18 protein-coding genes and 1 pseudogene are annotated in these 21761 nt (G+C 60.0%); 8 read left to right on the top strand and 11 right to left on the bottom strand.

Translation table 11 applies throughout. From position 1 onward, the window contains the following. Nucleotides 1–337 precede the first annotated feature (337 nt). The 4 genes and pseudogenes from GH657_RS13570 to GH657_RS13560 all read left to right on the top strand — a co-directional run bounded on the left by GH657_RS13570 (nucleotide 338) and on the right by GH657_RS13560 (nucleotide 6010). The gene (locus GH657_RS13570; protein WP_153101402.1) at nucleotides 338–3301 is read left to right on the top strand and encodes a ribonucleoside-diphosphate reductase subunit alpha; all 2964 of its coding nucleotides are present in this window, start codon (nucleotides 338–340) and stop codon (nucleotides 3299–3301) included. A 374-nt stretch (nucleotides 3302–3675) separates the two neighbouring features. Next, entirely contained in the window at nucleotides 3676–4863 is a 1188-nt protein-coding gene (locus GH657_RS13565) for a ribonucleotide-diphosphate reductase subunit beta (protein ID WP_153101401.1), read from the top strand. Nucleotides 4864–4966: 103 nt separating this feature from the next. Further along, nucleotides 4967–5247, top strand: a pseudogene (locus GH657_RS18475) (hypothetical protein). Between the two features lie 34 nt (nucleotides 5248–5281). Then, nucleotides 5282–6010 carry a histone H1-like DNA-binding protein gene (locus tag GH657_RS13560; protein WP_153101758.1) on the top strand — a complete coding sequence of 243 codons (729 nt, stop codon included), beginning with the start codon at nucleotides 5282–5284 and terminating at the stop codon, nucleotides 6008–6010. A 149-nt stretch (nucleotides 6011–6159) separates the two neighbouring features. Here the strand turns inward: GH657_RS13560 and GH657_RS13555 are convergent, their stop codons facing one another. From GH657_RS13555 to GH657_RS13505, 11 genes are all read right to left on the bottom strand, one after another. After that, nucleotides 6160–7530: an MFS transporter gene (locus GH657_RS13555; protein ID WP_246174164.1), complete on the bottom strand. Its 1371-nt coding sequence runs from the start codon at nucleotides 7528–7530 to the stop codon at nucleotides 6160–6162. A gap of 258 nt (nucleotides 7531–7788) precedes the next feature. Further along, nucleotides 7789–8265, bottom strand: a complete 477-nt coding sequence (locus GH657_RS13550) for an outer membrane lipoprotein (protein WP_153101399.1) — start codon at nucleotides 8263–8265, stop codon at nucleotides 7789–7791. 24 nt (nucleotides 8266–8289) lie between these two features. Continuing rightward, complete coding sequence (locus tag GH657_RS13545) at nucleotides 8290–9243, bottom strand: carbohydrate kinase family protein (protein WP_153101398.1); 954 nt, start codon at nucleotides 9241–9243, stop codon at nucleotides 8290–8292. Between the two features lie 150 nt (nucleotides 9244–9393). Then, a complete protein-coding gene (gene tpx / locus GH657_RS13540; protein ID WP_153101397.1) occupies nucleotides 9394–9894 on the bottom strand; it encodes a thiol peroxidase in 501 nt (166 codons plus the stop codon). Between the two features lie 53 nt (nucleotides 9895–9947). Beyond that, entirely contained in the window at nucleotides 9948–11321 is a 1374-nt protein-coding gene (locus tag GH657_RS13535) for a zinc-ribbon and DUF3426 domain-containing protein (protein WP_153101396.1), read from the bottom strand. 51 nt (nucleotides 11322–11372) lie between these two features. Next, complete coding sequence (gene prmA / locus GH657_RS13530; RefSeq protein WP_153101395.1) at nucleotides 11373–12275, bottom strand: 50S ribosomal protein L11 methyltransferase; 903 nt, start codon at nucleotides 12273–12275, stop codon at nucleotides 11373–11375. 3 nt (nucleotides 12276–12278) lie between these two features. Further along, entirely contained in the window at nucleotides 12279–13646 is a 1368-nt protein-coding gene (gene accC / locus GH657_RS13525) for an acetyl-CoA carboxylase biotin carboxylase subunit (RefSeq protein WP_153101394.1), read from the bottom strand. Between the two features lie 140 nt (nucleotides 13647–13786). Beyond that, complete coding sequence (gene accB / locus GH657_RS13520) at nucleotides 13787–14263, bottom strand: acetyl-CoA carboxylase biotin carboxyl carrier protein (RefSeq protein WP_153101393.1); 477 nt, start codon at nucleotides 14261–14263, stop codon at nucleotides 13787–13789. A gap of 103 nt (nucleotides 14264–14366) precedes the next feature. Further along, nucleotides 14367–14828 (bottom strand): type II 3-dehydroquinate dehydratase, encoded by a 462-nt coding sequence (aroQ, locus tag GH657_RS13515; protein WP_153101392.1) that lies wholly within the window; start codon nucleotides 14826–14828, stop codon nucleotides 14367–14369. A 209-nt stretch (nucleotides 14829–15037) separates the two neighbouring features. After that, nucleotides 15038–15586: a TlpA family protein disulfide reductase gene (locus tag GH657_RS13510; RefSeq protein WP_153101391.1), complete on the bottom strand. Its 549-nt coding sequence runs from the start codon at nucleotides 15584–15586 to the stop codon at nucleotides 15038–15040. A gap of 16 nt (nucleotides 15587–15602) precedes the next feature. Next, nucleotides 15603–16277 carry a UDP-N-acetylmuramate--alanine ligase gene (locus GH657_RS13505; RefSeq protein WP_153101757.1) on the bottom strand — a complete coding sequence of 225 codons (675 nt, stop codon included), beginning with the start codon at nucleotides 16275–16277 and terminating at the stop codon, nucleotides 15603–15605. A gap of 258 nt (nucleotides 16278–16535) precedes the next feature. Between GH657_RS13505 and mpl the strand changes: the two genes are divergently transcribed. From mpl to aroE, 4 genes are all read left to right on the top strand, one after another. Next, entirely contained in the window at nucleotides 16536–17945 is a 1410-nt protein-coding gene (gene mpl, locus GH657_RS13500) for a UDP-N-acetylmuramate:L-alanyl-gamma-D-glutamyl-meso-diaminopimelate ligase (protein ID WP_153101390.1), read from the top strand. Beyond that, nucleotides 17942–18565, top strand: a complete 624-nt coding sequence (locus GH657_RS13495) for a YqiA/YcfP family alpha/beta fold hydrolase (protein WP_153101389.1) — start codon at nucleotides 17942–17944, stop codon at nucleotides 18563–18565. Before mpl ends, GH657_RS13495 begins: the two co-directional genes overlap by 4 nt. Before the next feature lie 124 nt (nucleotides 18566–18689). Then, nucleotides 18690–20876, top strand: a complete 2187-nt coding sequence (locus tag GH657_RS13490; protein ID WP_153101388.1) for a ribonuclease catalytic domain-containing protein — start codon at nucleotides 18690–18692, stop codon at nucleotides 20874–20876. Next, nucleotides 20873–21754, top strand: a complete 882-nt coding sequence (aroE, locus tag GH657_RS13485; protein WP_153101387.1) for a shikimate dehydrogenase — start codon at nucleotides 20873–20875, stop codon at nucleotides 21752–21754. Before GH657_RS13490 ends, aroE begins: the two co-directional genes overlap by 4 nt. Nucleotides 21755–21761: the final 7 nt, after the last annotated feature.

Genomic DNA, 21761 nt, shown 5'->3' with positions numbered 1-21761 from the left:
AATAATTTGAGATAGTGCGGAGTTCCACTATACTTGGTGCCGTCAGTTCAGTTTTTCACTATATGTTGTGTTGATCAGGCGGCGCATGAAAGCGCCGCCTATCTTTTCAGCGCAACCCGCACAAGCTCCGCGGGGCAATACCCGCAGCATCAAGGAAACAGCATGGCAACGGGTCGCGCAGGCATGAAGCACTCCTCCGCCGGTTCATGCGTTCTCGTTTCCAGCTATTGGGCCTCACCGTTTTCCTCCTGTACTTGTTTGCCCGCGTCCGCAGCGACGTGGTGCCCGTTTTAATTCGCCGTTTTTCCGCACATTTTAAAAATCAGGAGCTTTGCACATGCAAACAACCGATAACGCGACGACCCGTTACGAGGGTGCCTCCATGGGCCATGCCACTGGCGTGCAGATGCCAGACGAGTCTTCGGCTTCCCAGGTCACGTTCGCTGATTACAAGGTGATCCGTCGCAATGGCGGTGTGGTGCTGTTCGAGCCGTCGAAAATCGCTATCGCGGTGACCAAGGCCTTTCTCGCAGTCAATGGCGGTCAGGGCGCGGCATCGGCACGTGTGCGCGAACAGGTTGAGCAGTTGACGCAAAGCGTCGTGCGTGCCTTGCTGCGCAGCCGCCCGAATGGCGGCACGTTCCATATTGAAGATATTCAGGATCAGGTTGAACTCGCGTTGATGCGCGGCGGCGAGCATAACGTCGCCCGTGCTTACGTGCTGTACCGCGAAAAACGCAGCCAGGCACGTGGTCATGAGCCGGAGGCAACTGCTGGAGCACCGGGGCTCAATGTCGTGGATGGCGGCGTGACGCGGCCGCTCGATCTGGGCGCGCTGCGCGGCATCATCGAATCCGCTTGTGCGAATCTGGGCGATGCAGTTTCGGCTGAGCCGATCGTCGCTGAGACGGTGAAAAATTTATACGATGGCGTGCCGATGAGTCAGGTTTACGATTCGGCTATTCTCGCGGCGCGCACGATGATCGAAAAAGACCCGGCTTACAGCCAGGCCACGGCCCGTATCCTGTTGCACACCATCCGCCGCGAAATTCTCGAAGAAGAAGTGACCCAAGGTGAAATGGGCGAGCGCTACGCGGAATATTTTCCCCAGTTCATCAAGCGCGGCGTGCAGGCCGAGTTGCTCGACGAAAAGCTGATGCAGTTCGATCTGAAGCGTCTGGGCGCGGCGCTTGACGCGAACCGCGACCTCCAGTTCGGCTACCTCGGCTTGCAAACACTGTATGACCGCTATTTCCTGCATCACGATGGCGCCCGGATCGAGTTGCCGCAGGCGTTCTTCATGCGTGTGGCGATGGGCCTCGCCTTGAGTGAGATCGACCGCGAAGCACGCGCAATCGAGTTTTATAACGTCCTGTCCAGCTTCGATTTCATGAGCTCGACGCCGACGCTGTTCAATGCAGGCACGCGCCGCTCGCAACTGTCGTCGTGCTATCTGACCACCGTGGCCGATGACCTCGACGGTATTTACGAAGCCCTGAAAGAAAACGCCTTGCTGTCGAAATTCGCCGGCGGCTTAGGCAACGACTGGACCCAGGTTCGTGCGCTCGGCTCACATATCAAGGGCACCAACGGCAAGTCACAAGGCGTGGTGCCGTTCCTGAAAGTAGTCAACGACACGGCCGTGGCGGTCAACCAGGGCGGCAAACGCAAGGGCGCGGTGTGCGCGTATCTGGAAACCTGGCATCTTGATATCGAAGAGTTTCTGGAGCTGCGCAAGAACACCGGGGATGACCGTCGCCGCACGCACGACATGAACACGTCGAACTGGATTCCCGACCTTTTCATGAAGCGCGTGATGGAAGGCGGTGACTGGACGCTGTTTTCGCCGTCTACCTGCCCAGACCTGCATGACAAGTTCGGCGCGGATTTCGAAGCCGCTTATACCGCTTACGAAGACAAGGCCGCGCGCGGCGAAATCAAGCTGTTCAAGAAAATTCCTGCGCCGCAACTGTGGCGCAAGATGCTAGGCATGCTGTTCGAAACCGGCCATCCATGGATCACATTTAAAGACCCTTGCAATATCCGCAGCCCGCAGCAGCATGTTGGCGTGGTCCATTCGTCCAATCTTTGCACTGAAATTACGCTGAACACCAGCGACACCGAAATCGCCGTGTGCAACCTCGGTTCGGTCAATCTGGTTGCTCACCTGGCCACCCAGGCCGACGGTACGCTGGCGCTCGATCACGACAAGCTCAAGCGCACCATCCGCGTAGCGATGCGAATGCTCGACAACGTGATCGACATCAATTACTACGCCGTGGCCAAGGCACGTAATTCGAACCTGAAGCATCGTCCGGTGGGCATGGGCATCATGGGCTTCCAGGACTGCCTGCATCTGCTGCGCACGCCCTATGCCTCGCAAGAAGCCGTTGAGTTTGCCGACCGTTCGATGGAAGCGGTGTGCTACTACGCGTACTACGCCTCGACCGAGCTGGCCGAAGAGCGCGGCCGCTATTCGAGCTACCGGGGCTCGCTGTGGGATCGGGGCATCTTGCCGCAAGACACGCTGAAGCTGCTGGCCGATGCGCGGGGCGGTTACGTCGAAGTCGATTCGAGCGAATCGATGGACTGGAGCGGGCTGCGCTCGCGGATTGCCATGCACGGCATGCGTAACTCGAACTGTGTGGCGATTGCCCCCACGGCTACTATTTCCAACATCATCGGCGTGTCGGCCTGTATCGAACCGACGTTCCAGAACCTGTACGTGAAGTCGAACCTGTCGGGCGAATTCACCGTGGTGAACGATTACCTGGTGCGCGACCTGAAGGCGCGTGGCCTGTGGGATGAGGTCATGGTTGCCGACCTGAAGTACTTCGATGGCACGCTGTCACGGATCGACCGTATTCCTGCCGATCTGCGGGCCATTTACGCGACGGCTTTCGAAGTCGATCCGCGCTGGCTGGTCGAGGCGGCTTCGCGCCGGCAGAAGTGGATCGATCAGGCGCAGTCGCTCAATATTTATATGGGCGGCGCATCGGGTAAAAAGCTCGATGAGGTGTACAAGCTCGCATGGTTGCGTGGCCTGAAGACAACCTACTATCTCCGCACGATGGCGGCGACCCATGTGGAGAAATCGACGGTTGCACATGGCGCGCTGAATGCCGTGCCGTCGGGTAACGACGAAGGTTCTGGCGGTGCGGCGGGTGGCTTTGGTGCGCACGGCGGCATGGCAGGAAGCGGTGGCATGGGTGGCATACAGGCGGCGGCTGAAGCGGAGGGGCCGGTGTGCATGATGCGTCCGGGCGATCCCGGTTTCGACGAATGCGAGGCTTGTCAGTAAGCGGGTTTGCCGGAGTCATCAGACTCTTCGCCCAGGTCCGGTGGCCGTGCAATGCGGCCCCGGCCTTCACGACATACCTGCTGAGCCGTGCACGTCAGGGAGTCATCGAAGGACGCCGTGGATGATCCGGACAAGCCTGGCAATACAGATTGCTAGCGTATAAAACTCACACAGTCGCTACACACTTTTGGCGTAACAGCATCCTTCAGTCACACGCGCAGTTCGTAGTTCTTGCGAGTGCGCATACACAATGTATTGAACAAAGTGTTGTATGAAGGTCGCAACGCGAATCGAAAACAGGAACTTTCATTAGCGAAGACTTTTAACGCTCGTGAAAAGATGGTACAAACCGTTCTAAATTGATGGTGGAATTTATGCTCAACTGGGATGACGAGATTACTGCGGCAACACCTTCAGCCAAAGTGCCAGCCGATGTGCTGCACAGCGCTGAAGCAATGCGGCCCGCTCATCAGGCTCCCTCGGCTCAGGACGTTTTTTCGAACGATATCGCTGTTGCGCCACATGCGCTGGCTGCGGTTAGTGAAGCACGGGTCAACGTCGCCGACAAACGCATCATCAATGGCCAGACTGACGTCAATCAGCTGGTGCCATTCAAATACAAATGGGCGTGGGAAAAATATCTGGCGGGCTGCGCCAATCACTGGATGCCCCAGGAAATCAATATGTCCCGCGACATCGCGCTCTGGAAAGACCCGAACGGTCTGACCGAAGATGAGCGCCGCGTCGTCAAGCGCAACCTGGGTTTCTTCGTGACGGCTGATTCGCTGGCGGCGAACAACATTGTGCTGGGCACTTACCGCCACATCACCGCGCCCGAGTGCCGCCAGTTCCTGCTGCGTCAGGCATTCGAAGAAGCTATTCACACGCACGCGTATCAATATATTGTCGAATCGCTGGGGCTGGATGAAGGCGAGATTTTCAACGCCTACCATGAAGTTGACTCAATCCGCGCGAAAGACGAATTCCTGATTCCGTTCATCCATACGCTGACCGATCCCTCTTTCAAGACTGGCACGCTTGATGCAGACCAGAAGCTGCTTAAATCGCTGATCGTCTTCGCCTGTGTGATGGAAGGCTTGTTCTTCTACGTCGGTTTTACACAAATCCTGGCGCTGGGCCGCCAGAACAAGATGACCGGTGCGGCTGAGCAGTACCAGTACATCTTGCGTGACGAATCGATGCACTGCAATTTCGGCATCGACCTGATCAACCAGATCAAATTGGAAAATCCGCATCTCTGGACGGCTGAGTTCCGTGCGGAAATTCGTGAAATATTCAAACACGCAGTGGATCTCGAATATCGCTACGCCGAAGATACGATGCCGCGCGGGGTGCTCGGCCTGAACGCGTCGATGTTCAAAAGCTACTTGCGCTTCATTTGCAATCGCCGTTGTCAGCAGATCGGCCTCGATCCCCTGTTTCCCAACGAAGAAAACCCGTTTCCGTGGATGAGCGAAATGATTGACCTGAAGAAGGAGCGCAACTTCTTCGAAACGCGCGTCATTGAATATCAGACCGGTGGTGCCCTGAGCTGGGAATAGCCTGGACGGGGTGCCCGTTGATGTTACCGAAAGGGATGCCGGTGTGTACCGGCATACAGATGAGAAACAGGACCGCCTGATGTAAAGCGTGCCCGGTGCCGTGATGGCCCGCCCACCTGACAGGCATTTGCGAGCCCTTAGCCGAATGGGCCAGCTTCCCCTGGAAAAGCCGCGATAGATATGACGGCTTGATCAAGCGATTGTCGGCGCTGCAATGCAGCGCTGGCTGGATTTGGCGCGCGGTGCCTGGTTGCACGGTGCGCCTTGCCGTATTCATTAGCGTAAGCGCGCTGTATCTGCGTGCGCCGATGAATAGCCCGCTTCGTAGTACGCGCCTTGAGAAGGCGTCTGCGAGAAGCGGGTTTTGACGAAGGGTGTAGTTGAACTGACTCTCATCTGAAACCTGAAGGAGCAAATGATGGCACTTGCCAAGAAAAAACCTGCCGCCAAAAAGGCAGCAGTAAAAAAGGTTGCTGTAAAGAAGGCTGCGCCAGCGAAGAAAGTCGCGGCGAAGAACGTCGCCGTGAAGAAGGTTGCAGCAAAGAAAGTCGCGGTGAAAAAAGTCGCTGCCAAAAAAGCGGTACCTGCGAAGAAAGTAGCGGCGAAGAAAGTCGCCGTGAAGAAGGTCGCAGTTAAAAAAGCGGCTCCGGCGAAGAAAGCCGTGGTGAAAAAGGTTGCTGCAAAGAAAGTCGCCGTGAAGAAGGTCGCCGTGAAGAAAGTCGCAGCCAAAAAAGCGGCTCCGGCGAAGAAGGCTGCGGTGAAAAAAGTTGCAGCGAAAAAAGTCGCGGTGAAAAAGGTCGCTGCCAAAAAAGCTGCGCCAGCCAAGAAAGTCGCTGCTAAAAAAGCGCCTGCCAAGAAAGTCGCTGCCAAAAAAGCCGTTGCCAAAAAAGCTGCGCCAGCGAAGAAGGCTGTAGCGAAGAAGGCTGTCGCTCCAGCGAAGAAAGCAGCGGCTCCGGCAAAGAAGGCTGCTCCGGCAAAGAAAGCCGCACCGGCGAAAAAGGCTGCAGCACCTGCAAAGAAGGCCGTAGCAAAGAAAGCCGCGCCTGCAGTTGCAGCGCCTGCTACCTCGGGCGTGTCTGCATCGACGGTAAAGACGACGTTGAATCCGGCTGCTGCATGGCCGTTTCCGACGGGCAGCAGGCCGTAAGCGTTGACGCATGGCTTGGGCGGCAAGTCCTGGACAGCCGCCCCGACCGGGCCAATCGGCTCAGTCACCCTCCCGCCACGGGCTTGGCCTGCGGCGGGATTTTTTTTACGCAGGTTTGGCGCGGATGAATCCCGCCTGGCTACCCGCATCTAGGGCGATATCTTTTCCAGCTCAAGGCCCTTCGTGCGCGGTCCCATCAAGCCAATCGCCAGCATCACGATCACCATCGCCCCGGCGATGAACACGAAAACACCGGAAGTGCCGAAGTGCTTCAGTACCGAAGCGATCAGAAACGCCGTGAAAATCGCTGAAAACCGGCTCCATGAATAAACGAAGCCCACCGCCCGGGCACGAATACGAGTTGGAAAGAGTTCAGCCTGATACGCGTGGAAGCTGTACGACATGATGTTGCTTGCCAGCGTGAGACATACGCCCAGGCTCACCAGCATCACCGCGCTGGCGACCTGGCTGAACCAGAGCCCGCAGACGATATTCACGGCTGCCATCATCACGATGAGTGTTTTACGCTCGAAGCGGTCGCCGATAAAAAGCCCCAGTATCGGACCGAGCGGTGCGGCAAGCGCGATCACGCTTGAGTACATCAGGCTCGTGGTGATCGTAATGCCTTGTTTGACGAGCAGCGTTGGCACCCAGTTGGCAAAGCCGTAGAAGCCGACTGTCTGGAAGATATTGAAGATTGTCATCATCACCGTGCGGCCCCGGTAGGGCGGTACCCACATATCGCGGAAGCTGCCGCGCGGTGCGACGGGGGTGGGTGGGGCCGGCGGTGGCAGCTCGCGTCCGCATTGGCGTTTGTATTCGCGGCTTACCTTGGCTTCAAGCTGGCTCATGACATGCTCGGCTTCCGCGAGGCGCCCTTGTTGCGCGAGCCAGCGCGGGCTTTCCGGCAAGGCACGCCGGATCCACCAGACAAAGAGCGCACCGTGCGCCCCTAGCAAGACCACCCAGCGCCAGCCGTCGAGGCCAAGGAGCGTGCGTGGCACCAGCAAATAAGACAGAAAGGCCACCACGGGCACGGCCATAAAGCCCACGGCTTGCTCGCAGGCGAAGGCGCGGCCGCGAATTTGCCTGGGCACTAGTTCGGAGATATAAGTGCCGATCGTCACGAGTTCGACGCCAATGCCAATGCCGGCAATGAAACGCCAGAAGTTAAGGCCGTTAGCCGTGTGCTGGAAGGCCATCACGACATTGGCTGCGACATACCAGAGCAGTGACCAGGTAAAGACGGTGCGCCGTCCGAACCTGTCGGCGAGAAAGCCACACGCCATCGTGCCAATGAAGAGCCCCGCAAACAACGCGGCGATAAAGCTGGCGATACCCGTCGTTCCAAAGAGGCCGGACGTGGTGGATGTCAACAGACCGCTCTTTACGATGCCGGGCGCGATGTAGCCGGTATAAAGCAGGTCGTACAGCTCGAAGAAAAACCCCAGGCTCAGCAGAATCACCAGGTTCCAGATGCTCCGCGTCGGAGGTAGCCGGTCGAGCCGTGCTGAGATCATCCCGGCATCGCTGGCGTTGGTCGTTGATCCACTGGGCGCAACATCCGCGTTTGCCGGAGGCTGGGGGTCATCGGTGACGGCGTGGCTGGATGGCTTCATGGCGAATTCCTGGGGGGCGGGCGAAGCATGCCGGCGCTAGCCAGGCTGCGCCATCGCACAAGAAAAAAGCGCATGCATCAGATGATGCATGCGCCTTGTTGCCTGCACGATGCCCGGCTGGCGAGTGAGCGGCTAACGGTAACGGGCGAGAGCGGTTGACTAGTGCGTCACGCGAGTCACGCCACCGCTGGAGAGCAGGCGGACACGCTCGCCGGCGCGGAACACTTCGCCTGTTGCGGTTTGCGTGATGGCGCGAATATCGCCGTTATCCAGACGCACGGTGATTTCCAGCCCATTGCGCGTGGCCATGCTGTTCTCAAGGGCATTGCCTGCGACCGCGCCCGCGAGCCCACCGACGATCCCCGTCACAATTGAGCCCCGCCCACCGCCGATGGCGCTGCCTGCGACTGCGCCCAGTGCGCCGCCGCCCAGCACTCCCAGCCCACTGGACTGGCCATTGTTCGAACTGATTTTCACGCCGCGCACGCTCTCGACGGTGCCCATCCGGACGGTTTCTTCACGCATGGCTTGCGATGCCGTATAGACATCGGCAGAGCTGCTGTTCGTGGCACATCCCGACATGACGAGTGAGCCGCCAATCAGGACGGCTGCGATGAGGCGAGTTGATATTTTCATTTCATGTACTCCAGATAAGCGTTTTCAAGCTGCATCGGATGACGGCAGGTCGTAACCGAAGGCCTGCCTGAACCGTTCGTTGATCCCGGTGCGCGAAGGCGCGTAGTTTTGCGGCCCCTGATGCTCGATTTTCAGTGCGCCCATCAGGCTGGCGAGACGTCCGGTAGTCGCCCAGCCGAGCTTGTTCTCGATTCCGTACAACAGGCCGCCACGAAAAGCATCGCCGCAACCGGTTGGATCAAGCACCTGCTGGGCTGTCACCGGCGGAATGTCTTCGATGCCGCCCGCATGATGAATTTGAGCGCCATGCTCACCGAGTGTGATGATCAGCGCATCGACTTTGCTGGCGATTTCTTCGATCGACCAGCCGGTTTTGTTGCTGACCAGTTTGGCTTCGTAATCGTTGACCGCGACGTAAGTGGCAAGTTCAATCATGCGGCGCAGCGTTGCACCGTCGAAGAGCGGCAGCCCCTGGCCTGGATCGAAGATGAAGGGCACGCCTGCAGCCGCGAATTGCTCGGAGTGCTGGACCATGCCGTCATAACCGTCAGGCGCGACGATACCCAGTGTGATGCCCTCTGCTTCATCGGCCCGGTTCAGATGCGATTGCATCATTGCGCCAGGGTGGAATGCGGTGATCTGGTTATTTTCGAGATCGGTGGTAATCATCGCTTGTGCCGAATATGTTTCAGGCAGCACGCGAACGTACGTTTGCGCGAGACCAAGGTCGTCGAGCCGCTCAAGGTAACGGGCGGCATCCACTGCGCCGAGCGTCGCCATGATGCGGGCATCGCCACCCAGCAGATGGAGTGCGTAACCGATATTGCCTGCGCATCCACCGAATTCGCGGCGCATCGTCGGTACGAGAAAACTCACGTTCAGGATATGGACCTGTTCCGGCAGAATATGCTCCCGAAAACGGCCTTCGAAAGTCATGATGTTGTCGTAGGCGAGCGAGCCGCAAATGAGCGTAGCCAAGGCAAGGGTTCCTGTAAGTATGAAAGGCGGGTACTGACGCCTCCAGACGGGGAGTCTGGCAGGCGGTCGTGCTGGTTTGTCACGTCGGGTGGCTAATGGGCAAGGCAATATAGGCAGTGGACCCGCGGGCCAGCGGACGACGGACCGGGCTTATTTCAGTGCGTTGAGCGCGGCGTCGTAATTCGGCTCGTTTTTGATCTCGCTGACGAGTTCCGCGTGTATCACCTTGTCGTTTTCGTCGATGACCACTACGGCGCGTGCCGTGAGGCCTGCTAGCGGACCGCTGGTGACCTCTACGCCGTAGGCCTGGGCGAAGTCGCGGCCACGGAAGGTTGAGGCTGTGACCACGTTTTTCAGGCCTTCAGTCGTGCAAAACCGTGAAGCGGCAAAAGGCAGATCGCCTGAAATCACGATGACGATGGTATTCGTCAGCTTGCTGGCGGCCTCGTTGAACTTGCGCGTCGAGGTGGCACAAGTCGGGGTGTCCAGGCTTGGAACGATGTTGAGCACCTTGCGCTTGCCCGCGAAATCAGAGAGCGAAAGCGGCTTCAGATCCTGGCCGACCAGCGAAAAGGCAGGCGCGTTCTGGCCGTTTGACGGGAAGCTGCCTGCGATTTCGATTGGGCTACCACCCAGCGTAACTTGACTCATGTTGTGCTCCTGACGGAAAGCGCGCCTGCCTGGGGCCGGCGTGCAAGGGCGCGTTACGGATAAAAAATCTGTACGCGGAAATTGGCGGCGATCGCGTTGCCCGTATCGAGATGCACGATCATCGTTTGAGTGACATGGGGCGACAAGCCTGCTGCGACCGGCGTGCCGGGGCTCACATAGTCTTGTGGCCAGAGTATGCGGCGCAGCGCGACGTTGTTGTGTTCGTCCAGCAAGGTGAGTTCAACGGCGGGATAGGCCAGGGTGAGATCGCTGCGGTTGCGCAGCGGCATGCGCAACTCAAGCCGGTGCGGACCGTCGATCTGGCGCAAATCGGAGGGCTCGATGAGCAGGCCGTCGATATCGCGCGGTGGGCTAACGGTACAGCCGAGTTGCGCACAGGCTTGGGCAAACAGCTTTTGTGCTGGCGGCCAGTAAGACATCACGGCTTCACGCTGCCACCACGTCAGTTGCAGTAGCAGGGTGGCGAGTAGTACCAGCGTGAGCAGTATGCCGATGATTCTCCAGCCCATGTGGTGTGGCGCCCGTTTGCGGGGTTCACGCGTGACGGTAAAGTGTTCTTCGGCATAGGAGAGCGGCGAGAGGGGGGCGACTTCGGCCACGCTTTGGCCAAGGTAGGGCTCTCCGGGTTCTTTGGGTTCTTTAAGCTCTTTAGGCTCTTCGGTCTTTTTAGACTCTGCTGGTTTTTCAGGCTTGGCGCTTGTTGAGGGCTGCCTGCTCTGTGCTTCGTCAGGAACAGGTACCGCAACGCTGACTGGCGGTGGTTCTGCCAGAGGCCCAGTGCTGGTTTCATGCGTTGTTTCGGTCAAATCTGAACCGGGTTCCGGAGCGGAGGGAGCGGCGGCTTCAACCGGATGGGACGGTGGTTCTGCCAGAGGCCCAGTGCTGGTTTCATGCGTTGTTTCGGCCAAACCTGGACCGGGTTCCGGAGCGGAGGGAGCGGCGGCTTCAACCGGAGGGGGCGGCGGCTCTGCTGAGACTACGTGCTGGCTGGTCGTGTAATCGGAATCTGACAGCGTCTGAAGCGATGTATCGCCTGGCAGCATCGCAATGCCCGGGATCAGCGGCTGTGTGAGTGGAATCAGGGATGGATCGCCGCGCAGCGCCGGAGGGATTTCCGCATGGGCTTGTGGCGCCCAGGGGTTCCAGCCGCTCTCGCTGAAATCCGGTACAGAAGGCGCTACGGAAGCAGGATCAGCCAGTCCGGCTGTGAGTTCGACGACGGTTTCAGCTGCAACGGGTGTGGCGGTGCTGAGATCGTTGATGTCGGTGATTTCGAACAGGCTGCCCGAGGCATCGAAGGCTTCCTGACAGTGTCCGCAGCGGACCAGCCCGCGGCGCACCGCGAGTTGGGCGGGCTGAAGGCGGAAGACGGTTTCGCAGAAAGGGCAGCGTGTCGCCAGAATCATGTTGAGCGCGAAAGCCCGCAGGCTGGAGAGGTTTGAATGATATGCCGCATTCTAAAGGCTTTCGCGTCGCGTTCCGGTTAGGCATACCCAACCTTCATGTTCGCGCCAGACGGCCATGTCGAGCCATTGGTTATAGACCTGCGCGACGTCCTGGGCTTGCCGCGCGAGAATGCCTGAGAGCGCGATCCGCCCGCCGGGCCTGACTTTCGATGCCAGCATGGAGGCCATGAGCTTAAGCGGGTTCGACAGGATGTTCGCCACGACGATATCGAATTCGCCCGGGGGGCAGTCGTCCGGCAAGCCGTAAGTGACCTCGGCATGGTTGCGTTCGCTATTGCTGCGTGCCGAGGCAACCGCTTGCGGATCAATATCAATGCCCGTCACGGGATGGGCGCCGCATTTTTTCGCCAGAATGGCGAGGATGCCCGAGCCACAACCGTAATCGAGCACCGATTGCCCCGCTTTGACCGACTGTTCAAGCCACTCCATGCAAAGCCGGGTGGTCGGGTGGCTACCTGTGCCAAAGGCAAGGCCTGGATCGAGTTCCAGCACCAGCGCATCAGGTGCGGGGGCCTCGTGCCAGGACGGTACTACCCAGATGCGTTGCCCGATCGGAATCGGCTCGAACTGTGATTGCGTCAGACGCACCCAGTCCTGTTCTTCCACGTCGCGCAAGGTGAAGGGCGGAGCCGGATCGAGCCCCAGCGTATTGGCCGCAGCGGTGAGCAGCACGGCCGGATCATGTTCCTCGGCTAGCAGCGCGATGACCCGCGAGTGCTGCCACGCGGCATGTTCAGGAACCAGGCCGGGCTCGCCGAAGAGCGGCTGTTCATCGGGCGTGTCGGCATCGGCATCTTCGACTGAAACCGACAGCGCGCCCAGATCGAGTAGCGCGTCGGACAAGCCTTCCGCATGTTCGCGCGCCAGCGTGACGAGCAGTTCCCGGTAACTCATCGCTTAAGCCTCTTCTGGCGCGGCTTGCAGCTTGGCTGCGAGCCTGTTTTCGAGATAATGGATGCTCGTGCCGCCTTCGACGAAGTTGGCGTCGAGCATGAGCTCGCGGTGCAGCGGAATATTGGTCAGAATGCCTTCCACAACCATTTCCGAGAGCGCGATGCGCATGCGCTTGATGGCCTGCTCGCGGGTGGCGCCATAGGCGATCAGCTTGCCAATCATCGAGTCGTAATTAGGCGGAACGAAATACCCGTTATACGCGTGCGAATCGACCCGGATACCAGGGCCGCCAGGCATATGCCATGACGTCAGGCGGCCTGGAGAGGGGATGAATTTGAACGGATCTTCAGCATTGATGCGGCATTCGATGGCGTGGCCTTTGAACACGATGTCGCGCTGGCGGAAGGCGAGCTTTTCGCCAGCCGCGATGCGGATCTGTTCCTGCACGATATCAATGCCCGTGATGAGTTCTGTCACCGGGTGTTCAACCTGAACGCGCGTGTTCATTTCGATGAAATAGAACTCGTTGTTCTCGTAGAGAAACTCGAATGTCCCCGCGCCCAGATAGCCCATTTTTTTGCAGGCGTCGGCGCAGCGGTCGCCAATGCGGTCGATCAGGCGGCGCGCGATGCCCGGCGCCGGTGCTTCCTCGATCACTTTCTGGTGACGGCGTTGCATCGAGCAATCGCGCTCGCCAAGCCAGACCGCGTTCTTGAACGAATCGGCCAGCACCTGGATTTCGATGTGCCGCGGGTTTTCCAGGAATTTCTCCATGTACACCTGCGGATTGCCGAAGGCGCGGCCCGCTTCTTCGCGCGTCATGTTGACGGCGTTGACGAGCGCGGCTTCGGTATGCACCACGCGCATACCACGCCCGCCGCCGCCGCCCGCTGCCTTGATGATGACCGGATAGCCGATGGAGCGAGCAATCTTCACGATCTCTTTAGGATCTTCGGGCAGCGCGCCTTCCGAACCTGGCACGCAGGGCACACCGGTTTTGATCATGGTCTGCTTGGCCGAGACCTTGTCACCCATCAGGCGAATCGTCTCGGGGCGCGGGCCGATGAAGACGAAGCCCGATTGTTCGACGCGCTCAGCGAAATCGGCGTTTTCCGACAAAAAGCCATAGCCTGGGTGAATCGCTTCGGCGTCGGTGACTTCGGCTGCGCTGATGAGCGCAGGCATATTCAGATAGCTCAGGTTCGACGGCGCGGGGCCGATACAGACCGCTTCGTCGGCCAGCCGCACGTATTTGGCTTCCTTGTCCGCTTCGGAGTAAACGACAACGGTCTTGACGCCCAGCTCACGGCAGGCGCGCTGAATGCGGAGCGCGATTTCACCGCGATTGGCAATGAGGATTTTTTCAAACATAACGAATTTTCGACTCATCAATGGGCAGCCAGCAGCGGATATTCAAGCCGGAACTGCCTCAGAGGATCGGTTGCGCGCCTCTTGAAATGAAGCGGCACGCGGAGAGACACATGCCCCATGCGTCAGGCGGATGCGACGTACTAGCCGACGACAAACAGCGGCTGGCCATATTCAACCGCCTGGCCGTTTTCGACGAGGATCTCCTTGACGACACCGGACTGGTCCGACTCGATTTCGTTCAGCAGCTTCATGGCTTCGATGATGCAGATGGTCTGGCCTTCCTTGACCGTATCGCCTATCTGGACAAACGGGTCTGCGCCTGGCGAAGGCGCGCGATAGAACGTGCCGACCATCGGCGAAGTCACGACATGCCCTTGCGGCACGGCTTCGGCCGGTGTTGCTGGCGCCGGTGCGGCATTGGCACTGGCATCGCCCATGCCGCTAGCAGTGGGCATGGGCGCGGACATTTGCGGTGCGTAGGAGGTGGATGGCTGCACATAAACAGGCGGTGCATTCTTGACGATACGAACCTTGCCTTCGCCTTCAGTCACTTCAAGTTCTGAAATGCCGGATTCGGAAACGAGGTCGATCAGGGTTTTGAGCTTGCGTAGATCCATAGAACATCCCCTTCTTTCAATGCGTGGTGTGCTGACGAGGTTTCGCGCCAGCACCAGATAAACGAGTGACGTGTAACCGGCTTAGCTACCTGAGCTGGGCAGGCTAGCTGACCGAGGCGCCGCCATCGGCCCTGAGCTGGTCGAGCGCGAATTCCAGCGCGTACAGATAACCCTTCCAGCCAAGGCCGCAAATCACGCCTTCGGCCTGGTCGGATAAATACGAGTGATGGCGAAACGGTTCACGACGATGAACGTTCGACAAATGGACTTCGACAAATGGAATGCCGACGCCCGCGAGCGCATCCCGGAGGGCTACGCTGGTGTGCGTGTAAGCGGCGGGGTTAATCAGGATGAAACGGGTGGTGTCGTGGCGGGCGGCCTGAATGCGATCGACTAACGCGCCTTCATGGTTGCTCTGGAACGTGGCGAGATCGGCCCCGGCATCGTGTGCGCGGTCTGACAGGGCTTGGTCGATTTGCGCTAGCGTCACATGACCATAGACCTCGGGTTCCCGGGTGCCGAGAAGATTGAGATTGGGTCCGTGCAGTACCAGCAAACGCGTCATGGTTGCTTCTGTTTCCGTGGAATTGGGCGCACTTTAGCGCTGTTTAGAGAAATTTGTCTAGTTTTACAGCGGGCTCCGTGGAGCTCGGCCCGCCGCATCGGGCGCACAAACTTCTAGCAATATTGAATAAGTTGCGTCCAATTTATACCGTTCCGAACCTAACTTGGCTTGATGTTGTGACAAAAAACAATATTGTGCTACCAGGGCGGCTATAGCGCATCGAGTGTCTGACGTAGCTCTTTTTGCTGAATTTGCCCCAGTTTTGTTGAACGAATGGTTCCGTTGGCGTCGATTACCACCGTAAATGGCAGGCCGCCCGCTTCGTTGCCAAATGCGCGTGCCAGTTCAGCGCCGCCAAAGCCGGTCACGTATACCGGGTAATCGACCCGGACTTTTTGCAGGAAGGCTTTCACGTTTTGCGCGGAATCCACGCCAAGACCGATGAACTGAATGCCTTTTTTCGCGTATTCGTGGTGAAGCTCGACGAGTTCAGGCATTTCCTCGACGCAGGGGCTGCACCACGACGCCCAGAAATTGACGACCACCGGATGTCCTTTGAACGGGCTGAGCGACTGGCTGACGCCGTCGGGGCTGGTCACGGTGGCGGCCCAGAGCTGCTCGGCGGCGCTTTGCTGTGCGGCTGTGGTTGATGCCTGGTGCGGGTTGTCGTTATTGAGCAAGACGTGGCTGGCGTAGCCGCCTGCGAGCATGGCGAGAGCGGCGACGGCTATGGCAGCCAGAATCCGTTTGGTTTTCATGTGAGCGTTACGGTGGTTACTGGGTGAGCGGGTGGGGCGCCGTGCGCGCCGGCGCCGGGGTGTCTTCGTTGAGCAGGGCCTGCACCACACGGGCATCGGCCCGCGCCTGGCGGCCATGAGCGCTAGCCCGGACTGCGCCGCGCAAATCGTCGGTGGCGTACAGCGCGAGATGGAGGCCGGCCGGTTCGGCGTCGCGCGCCGCATCGGCTGGCCTCCAGAGAAAACTCAAGGTTTCGACGTAACCGCGCCCCGCGAAATGACGGGTTTCCGTCACGTCGTACAGGATCTTGGCATTAAGCAGATAAAGAGCGACTTCCTTGCTGTTGTCGCAAAACGTCTGCAGATGGATGTCGGAATGCTCGCTCGCGGTGCCGCTTAGCACCGCGCCTGTCAGATAAGGATTGAATGGGGCCAGACGTTGCATCCAGTCGAGCGCGATCTTGCGCAGCCAGCGTAGCCGCGCAGGTTGGCTATCGCTCTGGAACAGCGCCTGATATTCGCGGATTTCTGCTTCGATCTGGTCGTTGTCGGGAAGCCATTCGCCGGCCAGCCGCGCGGCCCCGGTTACCTGCCGCGCGGCTTTGCGTTTGGCTGTGGCGTAATCGAGACCGTCTTCGGCGATCATCCGGGCGGCGGCGAGCGCGATTTCTTCGCGTACTCGCTGGGGATCGAAATAGGATTTGCGCACCATCGGGCAATCATACTCGATCGTCCATGGCGCTCCGTTCGATGCCGCTCCGTCCGCGCGTCCGATACTACCGCGTGAGCATGGCCGGGCTTGTCCTGGCTTGTCCTGCATCGCGGTTGTACCGCTGGTTGCGCCGACCCCGTCGGTTACAATATCCGTCTTTGCGCAACAGCCGCCCGCGCGCGCGTTATCCCGCGCGGTTTCTGGTTCCGCAGTTCCTGTCACTTTCGTCACAAACTGCCCGCGTGGCATTCCAGACTTATGCATATCCACATCCTCGGCATCTGCGGCACGTTCATGGGCGGGCTGGCCGTCCTCGCCCGGGGGGCCGGTCACACGGTCACCGGTTGCGATGCAGAGGTGTATCCCCCGATGAGTACCCAGCTTGAGGCGCAAGGAATCCGTCTGATCGAGGGGTATGGCGCGGAACAGCTCGAGCTCAAGCCGGACCTGTTCGTTGTGGGCAATGTGGTGTCACGGGGCAACCCGCTGATGGAAGCCATTCTGGATCGCGGTCTGCCTTACACGTCAGGTCCACAATGGCTCGGTGAGCACGTGCTGAACGGCAAATGGGTGCTGGCCGTGGCGGGCACGCATGGCAAGACCACCACCAGCTCGATGCTGGCGTGGTTGCTGGAAGACGCGGGGCTCAATCCCAGTTTTCTGATTGGCGGCGTGCCGCTGAATTTCGGCGTGTCGGCGCGGCTGACCGATTCCTCTTTCTTCGTGATCGAGGCTGACGAATACGACACGGCTTTCTTTGACAAGCGTTCCAAGTTTGTCCATTACCGGCCACGCACGGTGGTGCTGAACAATCTCGAATTCGATCACGCGGATATTTTTGCGGATCTGGCGGCTATCGAAACCCAGTTTCATCATCTGGTGCGCACGGTGCCGGGTATCGGACGCATTGTGAGTAATGGCCAGGCGTTGGCACTGGAGCGAGTGCTGGGGCGCGGCTGCTGGAGCGAAGTGGAGCGTTTTGGCGTGGCGGGCGGCTGGCAGGCTTTACCAGCCCAGGATGGCGTGCCGGTTGATGAACGTTTCGCGGTGTACTGGCACAGCCTGCGCGCGGGCGAGGTCGAATGGCAGGTGCAAGGCGAACATAACCGCATGAATGCGCTGGCCGCGCTGGCCGCTGCCCGTCATGCCGGTGTGCCGCCAGCCACGGCCGCGCAGTCGCTGGCGTGCTTTCGCAATGTCAAGCGCCGCATGGAAGTGCGCGGCAGCGTCGATGGTGTGACGGTTTATGACGATTTCGCCCATCATCCTAGTGCCATTGCCACGACGATTGCCGGGCTGCGCACGCGGGTGGGCCACGAGCGCACGCGCATTCTCGCGGTGCTGGAGCCGCGCTCCAACACCATGAAGCTCGGCGTCATGAAGGCCCAGTTGCCTGAGAGCCTGGCCGATGCCGATCAGGTTTTCGGTTACGGCGCGCCATCCGGGCGTGACGCGCTTGGCTGGGATCTCGCGCAAGCGCTGGCGCCACTGGGCGACAAGGCGCAGGCCTTTAGCGATCTCGAGACGCTGGTCAAGGCGGTGGCCGCGGCAGCACAGCCTGGCGACCAGATTCTCGTGATGAGCAATGGCGCGTTTGGCGGCGTACACCAGAAACTGCTCGATGCCCTGTCTAGCCGATGCATCGGGCGTGCGCGAGGCGTCGCATGATTCTTTACCTGCATGGCTTTCGTTCGTCGCCTGAATCATTCAAGGCGCGACTGCTGGCCGGGCGCATGGCGGAGCGGGGCCGCTCTGATGAATGGTGCTGTCCGGCGCTGCCGGTCTCGCCGTTAGACGCGATCGCGCTGGCCGAAAAACAGGTCGCGGCAGCGCGGCCTGAGCGCGTGAGCGTGATTGGCAGTTCGCTGGGCGGCTACTTTGCCACTCATCTGGCGCAAAAGCATGGCTGGCCAGCGGTGCTGCTCAACCCCGCCGTCTTGCCGCAACGCGATCTCAGCGCTTATCTGGGCGAGCAGCCGTTATGGCATGGTGGCGGCAGCATCGTCGTCCTGCCACATCATCTGGATGAACTGCGCTCGCTTGAGGTCGCTGCCGTGACCCATCCTGAGCGCTACTTTCTTCTTGCCGCCCAAGGCGACGAAGTGCTGGATTACCGCGAGATGCTCGCGCGCTATCCCGGCGCATCGACCCGGTTGCTGGAAGGCAGCGATCACACCATCAGCGAATTCGAACAGTACGTTGATGAGGTGCTCGCTTTTTGTGATGCCGCTCATCCGGTTTCTGGTTCGAGGCTTGCAGGCCTGACGAAGCCCTCACGTCACGACTAATCCCTTATTGACCGATTCTTAATCCCTTAATCCTTTATCCCTATTAACCACCATCACGACCAGCCGGGCATCGCATTGACGGTTCGATGCGGTCGCGGTTGAGCGTCCGAATGAGAGTATTTGAGTGAACGTTTTTTTCGAGGAATCGGGTAGTTTCAAGGCAGGTAGCGTTCTGTCGCGTCAGGGTGATGCCTTCCAGGTCGAGTTGCCAGGCGGGCGTCGCGCCAAGGTGCGGGCAAAAGACGTGCTGATCGAATTCGACAAGCCCTCCGCTGCGGAACTGATAGAGCAGGCCGACGCGCTGGCGCAGGGGATTGACCTCGATTTTCTGTGGGAATGCGCGCCCGACGAAGAGTTTCCGTTTGCCACGCTGGGCGCTGATTATTTTGGTGCAACGTTTGGGGCGGTAGAGCGCGCTGCGCTGATTTTGCGCCTGCATGGTGCGCCGGTGTATTTTCGCCGCAAGGGGCGCGGCCAGTATCAGCGCGCGCCGCATGAACAGTTGCAGATGGCGCTGGCAGCGCTCGACCGTAAGCGTCAGCAGGCGCTGGTTCAGGCGCAGTACGAAACGCAACTGAAGGCCGGCGAGTTGCCCGAGGCACTGGCTGGCAAAGCGCTGGGACTACTCACCAGGCCCGATAAAAACACGATCGAATACAAGGCGCTCGAAGCCGCCGCCGCGGCGCGCGGCATGTCCATGGCGCGGCTGATGCTGGAATGTGGCGGGATCGCTTCGCCACGCGCGTTGCATGAGGCACGCTTTTTGTCGGAGCAGTTCCCACATGGCACGGCGTTTCCGCCGGTAAGCGTGGGGGCGCTGCCCGACGATCTGCCCGAGGCCGGGGTTGAAGCCTTTTCAATTGATGACATCACGACCACTGAAATCGACGATGCCTTTTCGATCGAACATCTAAACGATGGCCGTGTGCGCATTGGCGTGCATATCGCCGCGCCCGCGCTGGGCATTGAGCGCGGCGACGCGGTTGACGAGATTGCCCGCGCCCGGCTGTCGACCGTTTATATGCCTGGCGACAAGATCACGATGCTGCCCGACGCCGTGGTGGAGGTTTTCACGCTCGCCGAAGGCGGCTTGCGTCCGGCGCTGTCGCTGTATGTGATCGTGAACCGGGAAACCCAGGAGATCGTCGCCAGCGAAACGCGCGTGGAGCGTATTTTCGTCAAGCACAACTTGCGCCTCAACACGCTCGATGAACAGGTGACAGAAGAAACCCTCGCCGCAGGCACCGGCGAGTATCCGCACAAGGACGATATCGCCGTGTTGTGGCCGTTTGCCCAGGCGCTTTTCGAAAAACGCCAGCAGGCACGGGCAGGCTATGGTCTGCGGCGCGAAGTGCAGCGCAATACGGACTTTAATTTCTACGTCGAAGGCGAGCATGTGACGATTACGCCACGGCGGCGCGGCTCACCGCTCGATACCATCGTCGCTGAGCTGGCGATTCTGGCGAATTCCTCATGGGGTGCGCTGTTGCACGATCACGGCGTGCCGGGCATTTACCGTTCGCAGCGGGCTTTTGGTACGCCGGGCGGGCCAAAGCGCACGCGCATGCAGACCAGCGCCGCGCCGCACGAAGGCTTGGGCGTCGAACAATACGCATGGAGCACCTCGCCGCTGCGCCGTTACGTCGATCTGGTGAATCAGTGGCAGTTGCTTGCGTGTGTGCGCCATGGCGTGACGGCCAAGCTCGTCGCCCCGTTCAAGCCCCGGGACGCGGATCTTTTCGCGGTGGTGCAAGGCTTTGACGACACCTATTCGGCGTATGCCGACTATCAGCGCCGCATGGAGTATTTCTGGTGCTTGCGCTGGCTCAAACAGGAAAACAGGAAGCAGGTTGTCGCGGCGGTGGTGAAAGATGATCTCGTGCGCCTCGAAGAAATCCCGCTGTTGCTGCATGTGCCGGGCCTCGGCGTGCATGCGCGTGGCACGCGCGTGCTGCTGGAGGTGATGGCGCTCGACGAGCTGACGGTGGAGGCTTCGGTGCGCCTGCTCAACGTGATTGCCGCGCCGGTTGCCGCCACCGGTGCCGATGCCGCTGGCGGGCAAGATGGCGCTGACGCAGGGATGGACGACGGGGACGACGAAGGTGGTGCAGGCGAGTTGGATAACGCTGACGAATCCGCTGTAAGCGAAGCCGAAGGCGAGGCCGAAGCGCAAACCGGAGAAGAGGCGTGGGCCGCGGACGAAGATGTCGCCACCACTAGCGCTACGACCACTAGCGCTACCGCTACCGCCACACCTTCCCAGCTGGATGCCGACGACGCTGATGCCCCCGTCACGGAGCCTGAAGCATGAACCCGACAACATCCGCGCATTTCGCTCGTTACGCGGTGTTCGGTAACCCCGTCGAACACAGCCAATCGCCGCGCATCCATACGCTTTTTGCGCAGCAAACGGGCGAACCGCTTGAGTACGGCCGGCTGTGCCCGTCCGTAGAGGCTTTCGAGCAGGCGGTGCAGGCCTTTTTCGCGGAAGATGGGCATGGGGCAAATGTCACCGTGCCGTTCAAGCTGCGCGCTTGCGCGCTCGCTGACCAGCTCTCGGCGCGGGCCACAGCGGCGGGCGCGGTCAATACGCTGCGCCGCGATGCTGATGGCATTTATGGCGACAACACGGATGGCGTGGGCCTGGTGCGCGATATCGAGCGCAATCACGGCGTGTCGCTGGCTGGGCGGCGGATCTTGCTGCTGGGCGCGGGCGGTGCGGCGCGCGGCGTGATGCTGCCGTTGCTCGAATGCAAGCCCGCGCAACTCACGATTGCGAACCGCACCGCCGCAACGGCGCAAGCGCTGGCGCGCCAGTTTGCCGCAGCAGCGAGCGCCGCCGGATGTGCATTGCTGGGCGATGGTCCGCAAGGCGTGGGGCGCGAGGTCTACGACGTGATCATCAATGCAACGGCAGGCAGCCTCGAAGGTGCCGTGCCTGAATGCGACGACCGTGTGTTCGGCTCAGGTACGTTTGCCTACGACATGATGTATGGCGCCCAGCCGACCGTCTTCATGCAGCACGCGCGGGCGTTTGGCGCGCGTGCACAAGATGGTCTGGGCATGCTGGTCGAACAGGCTGCCGAAGCCTTTTTCGTCTGGCGCGGCAAGCGGCCCGATAGCGCACCCGTGCTGCAACTACTGCGCGATGAAATGCAGGGGGCCGCTCACCCTGGCCAGGGCGGCTAACCGGCCA

The organism is Paraburkholderia hayleyella (genome assembly GCF_009455685.1).
GTDB classification, from domain to species: Bacteria; Pseudomonadota; Gammaproteobacteria; order Burkholderiales; family Burkholderiaceae; genus Paraburkholderia; species Paraburkholderia hayleyella.
Note: the sequence above shows the minus strand (reverse complement) of the source record. Positions and strands in the feature narration are given on the sequence as shown.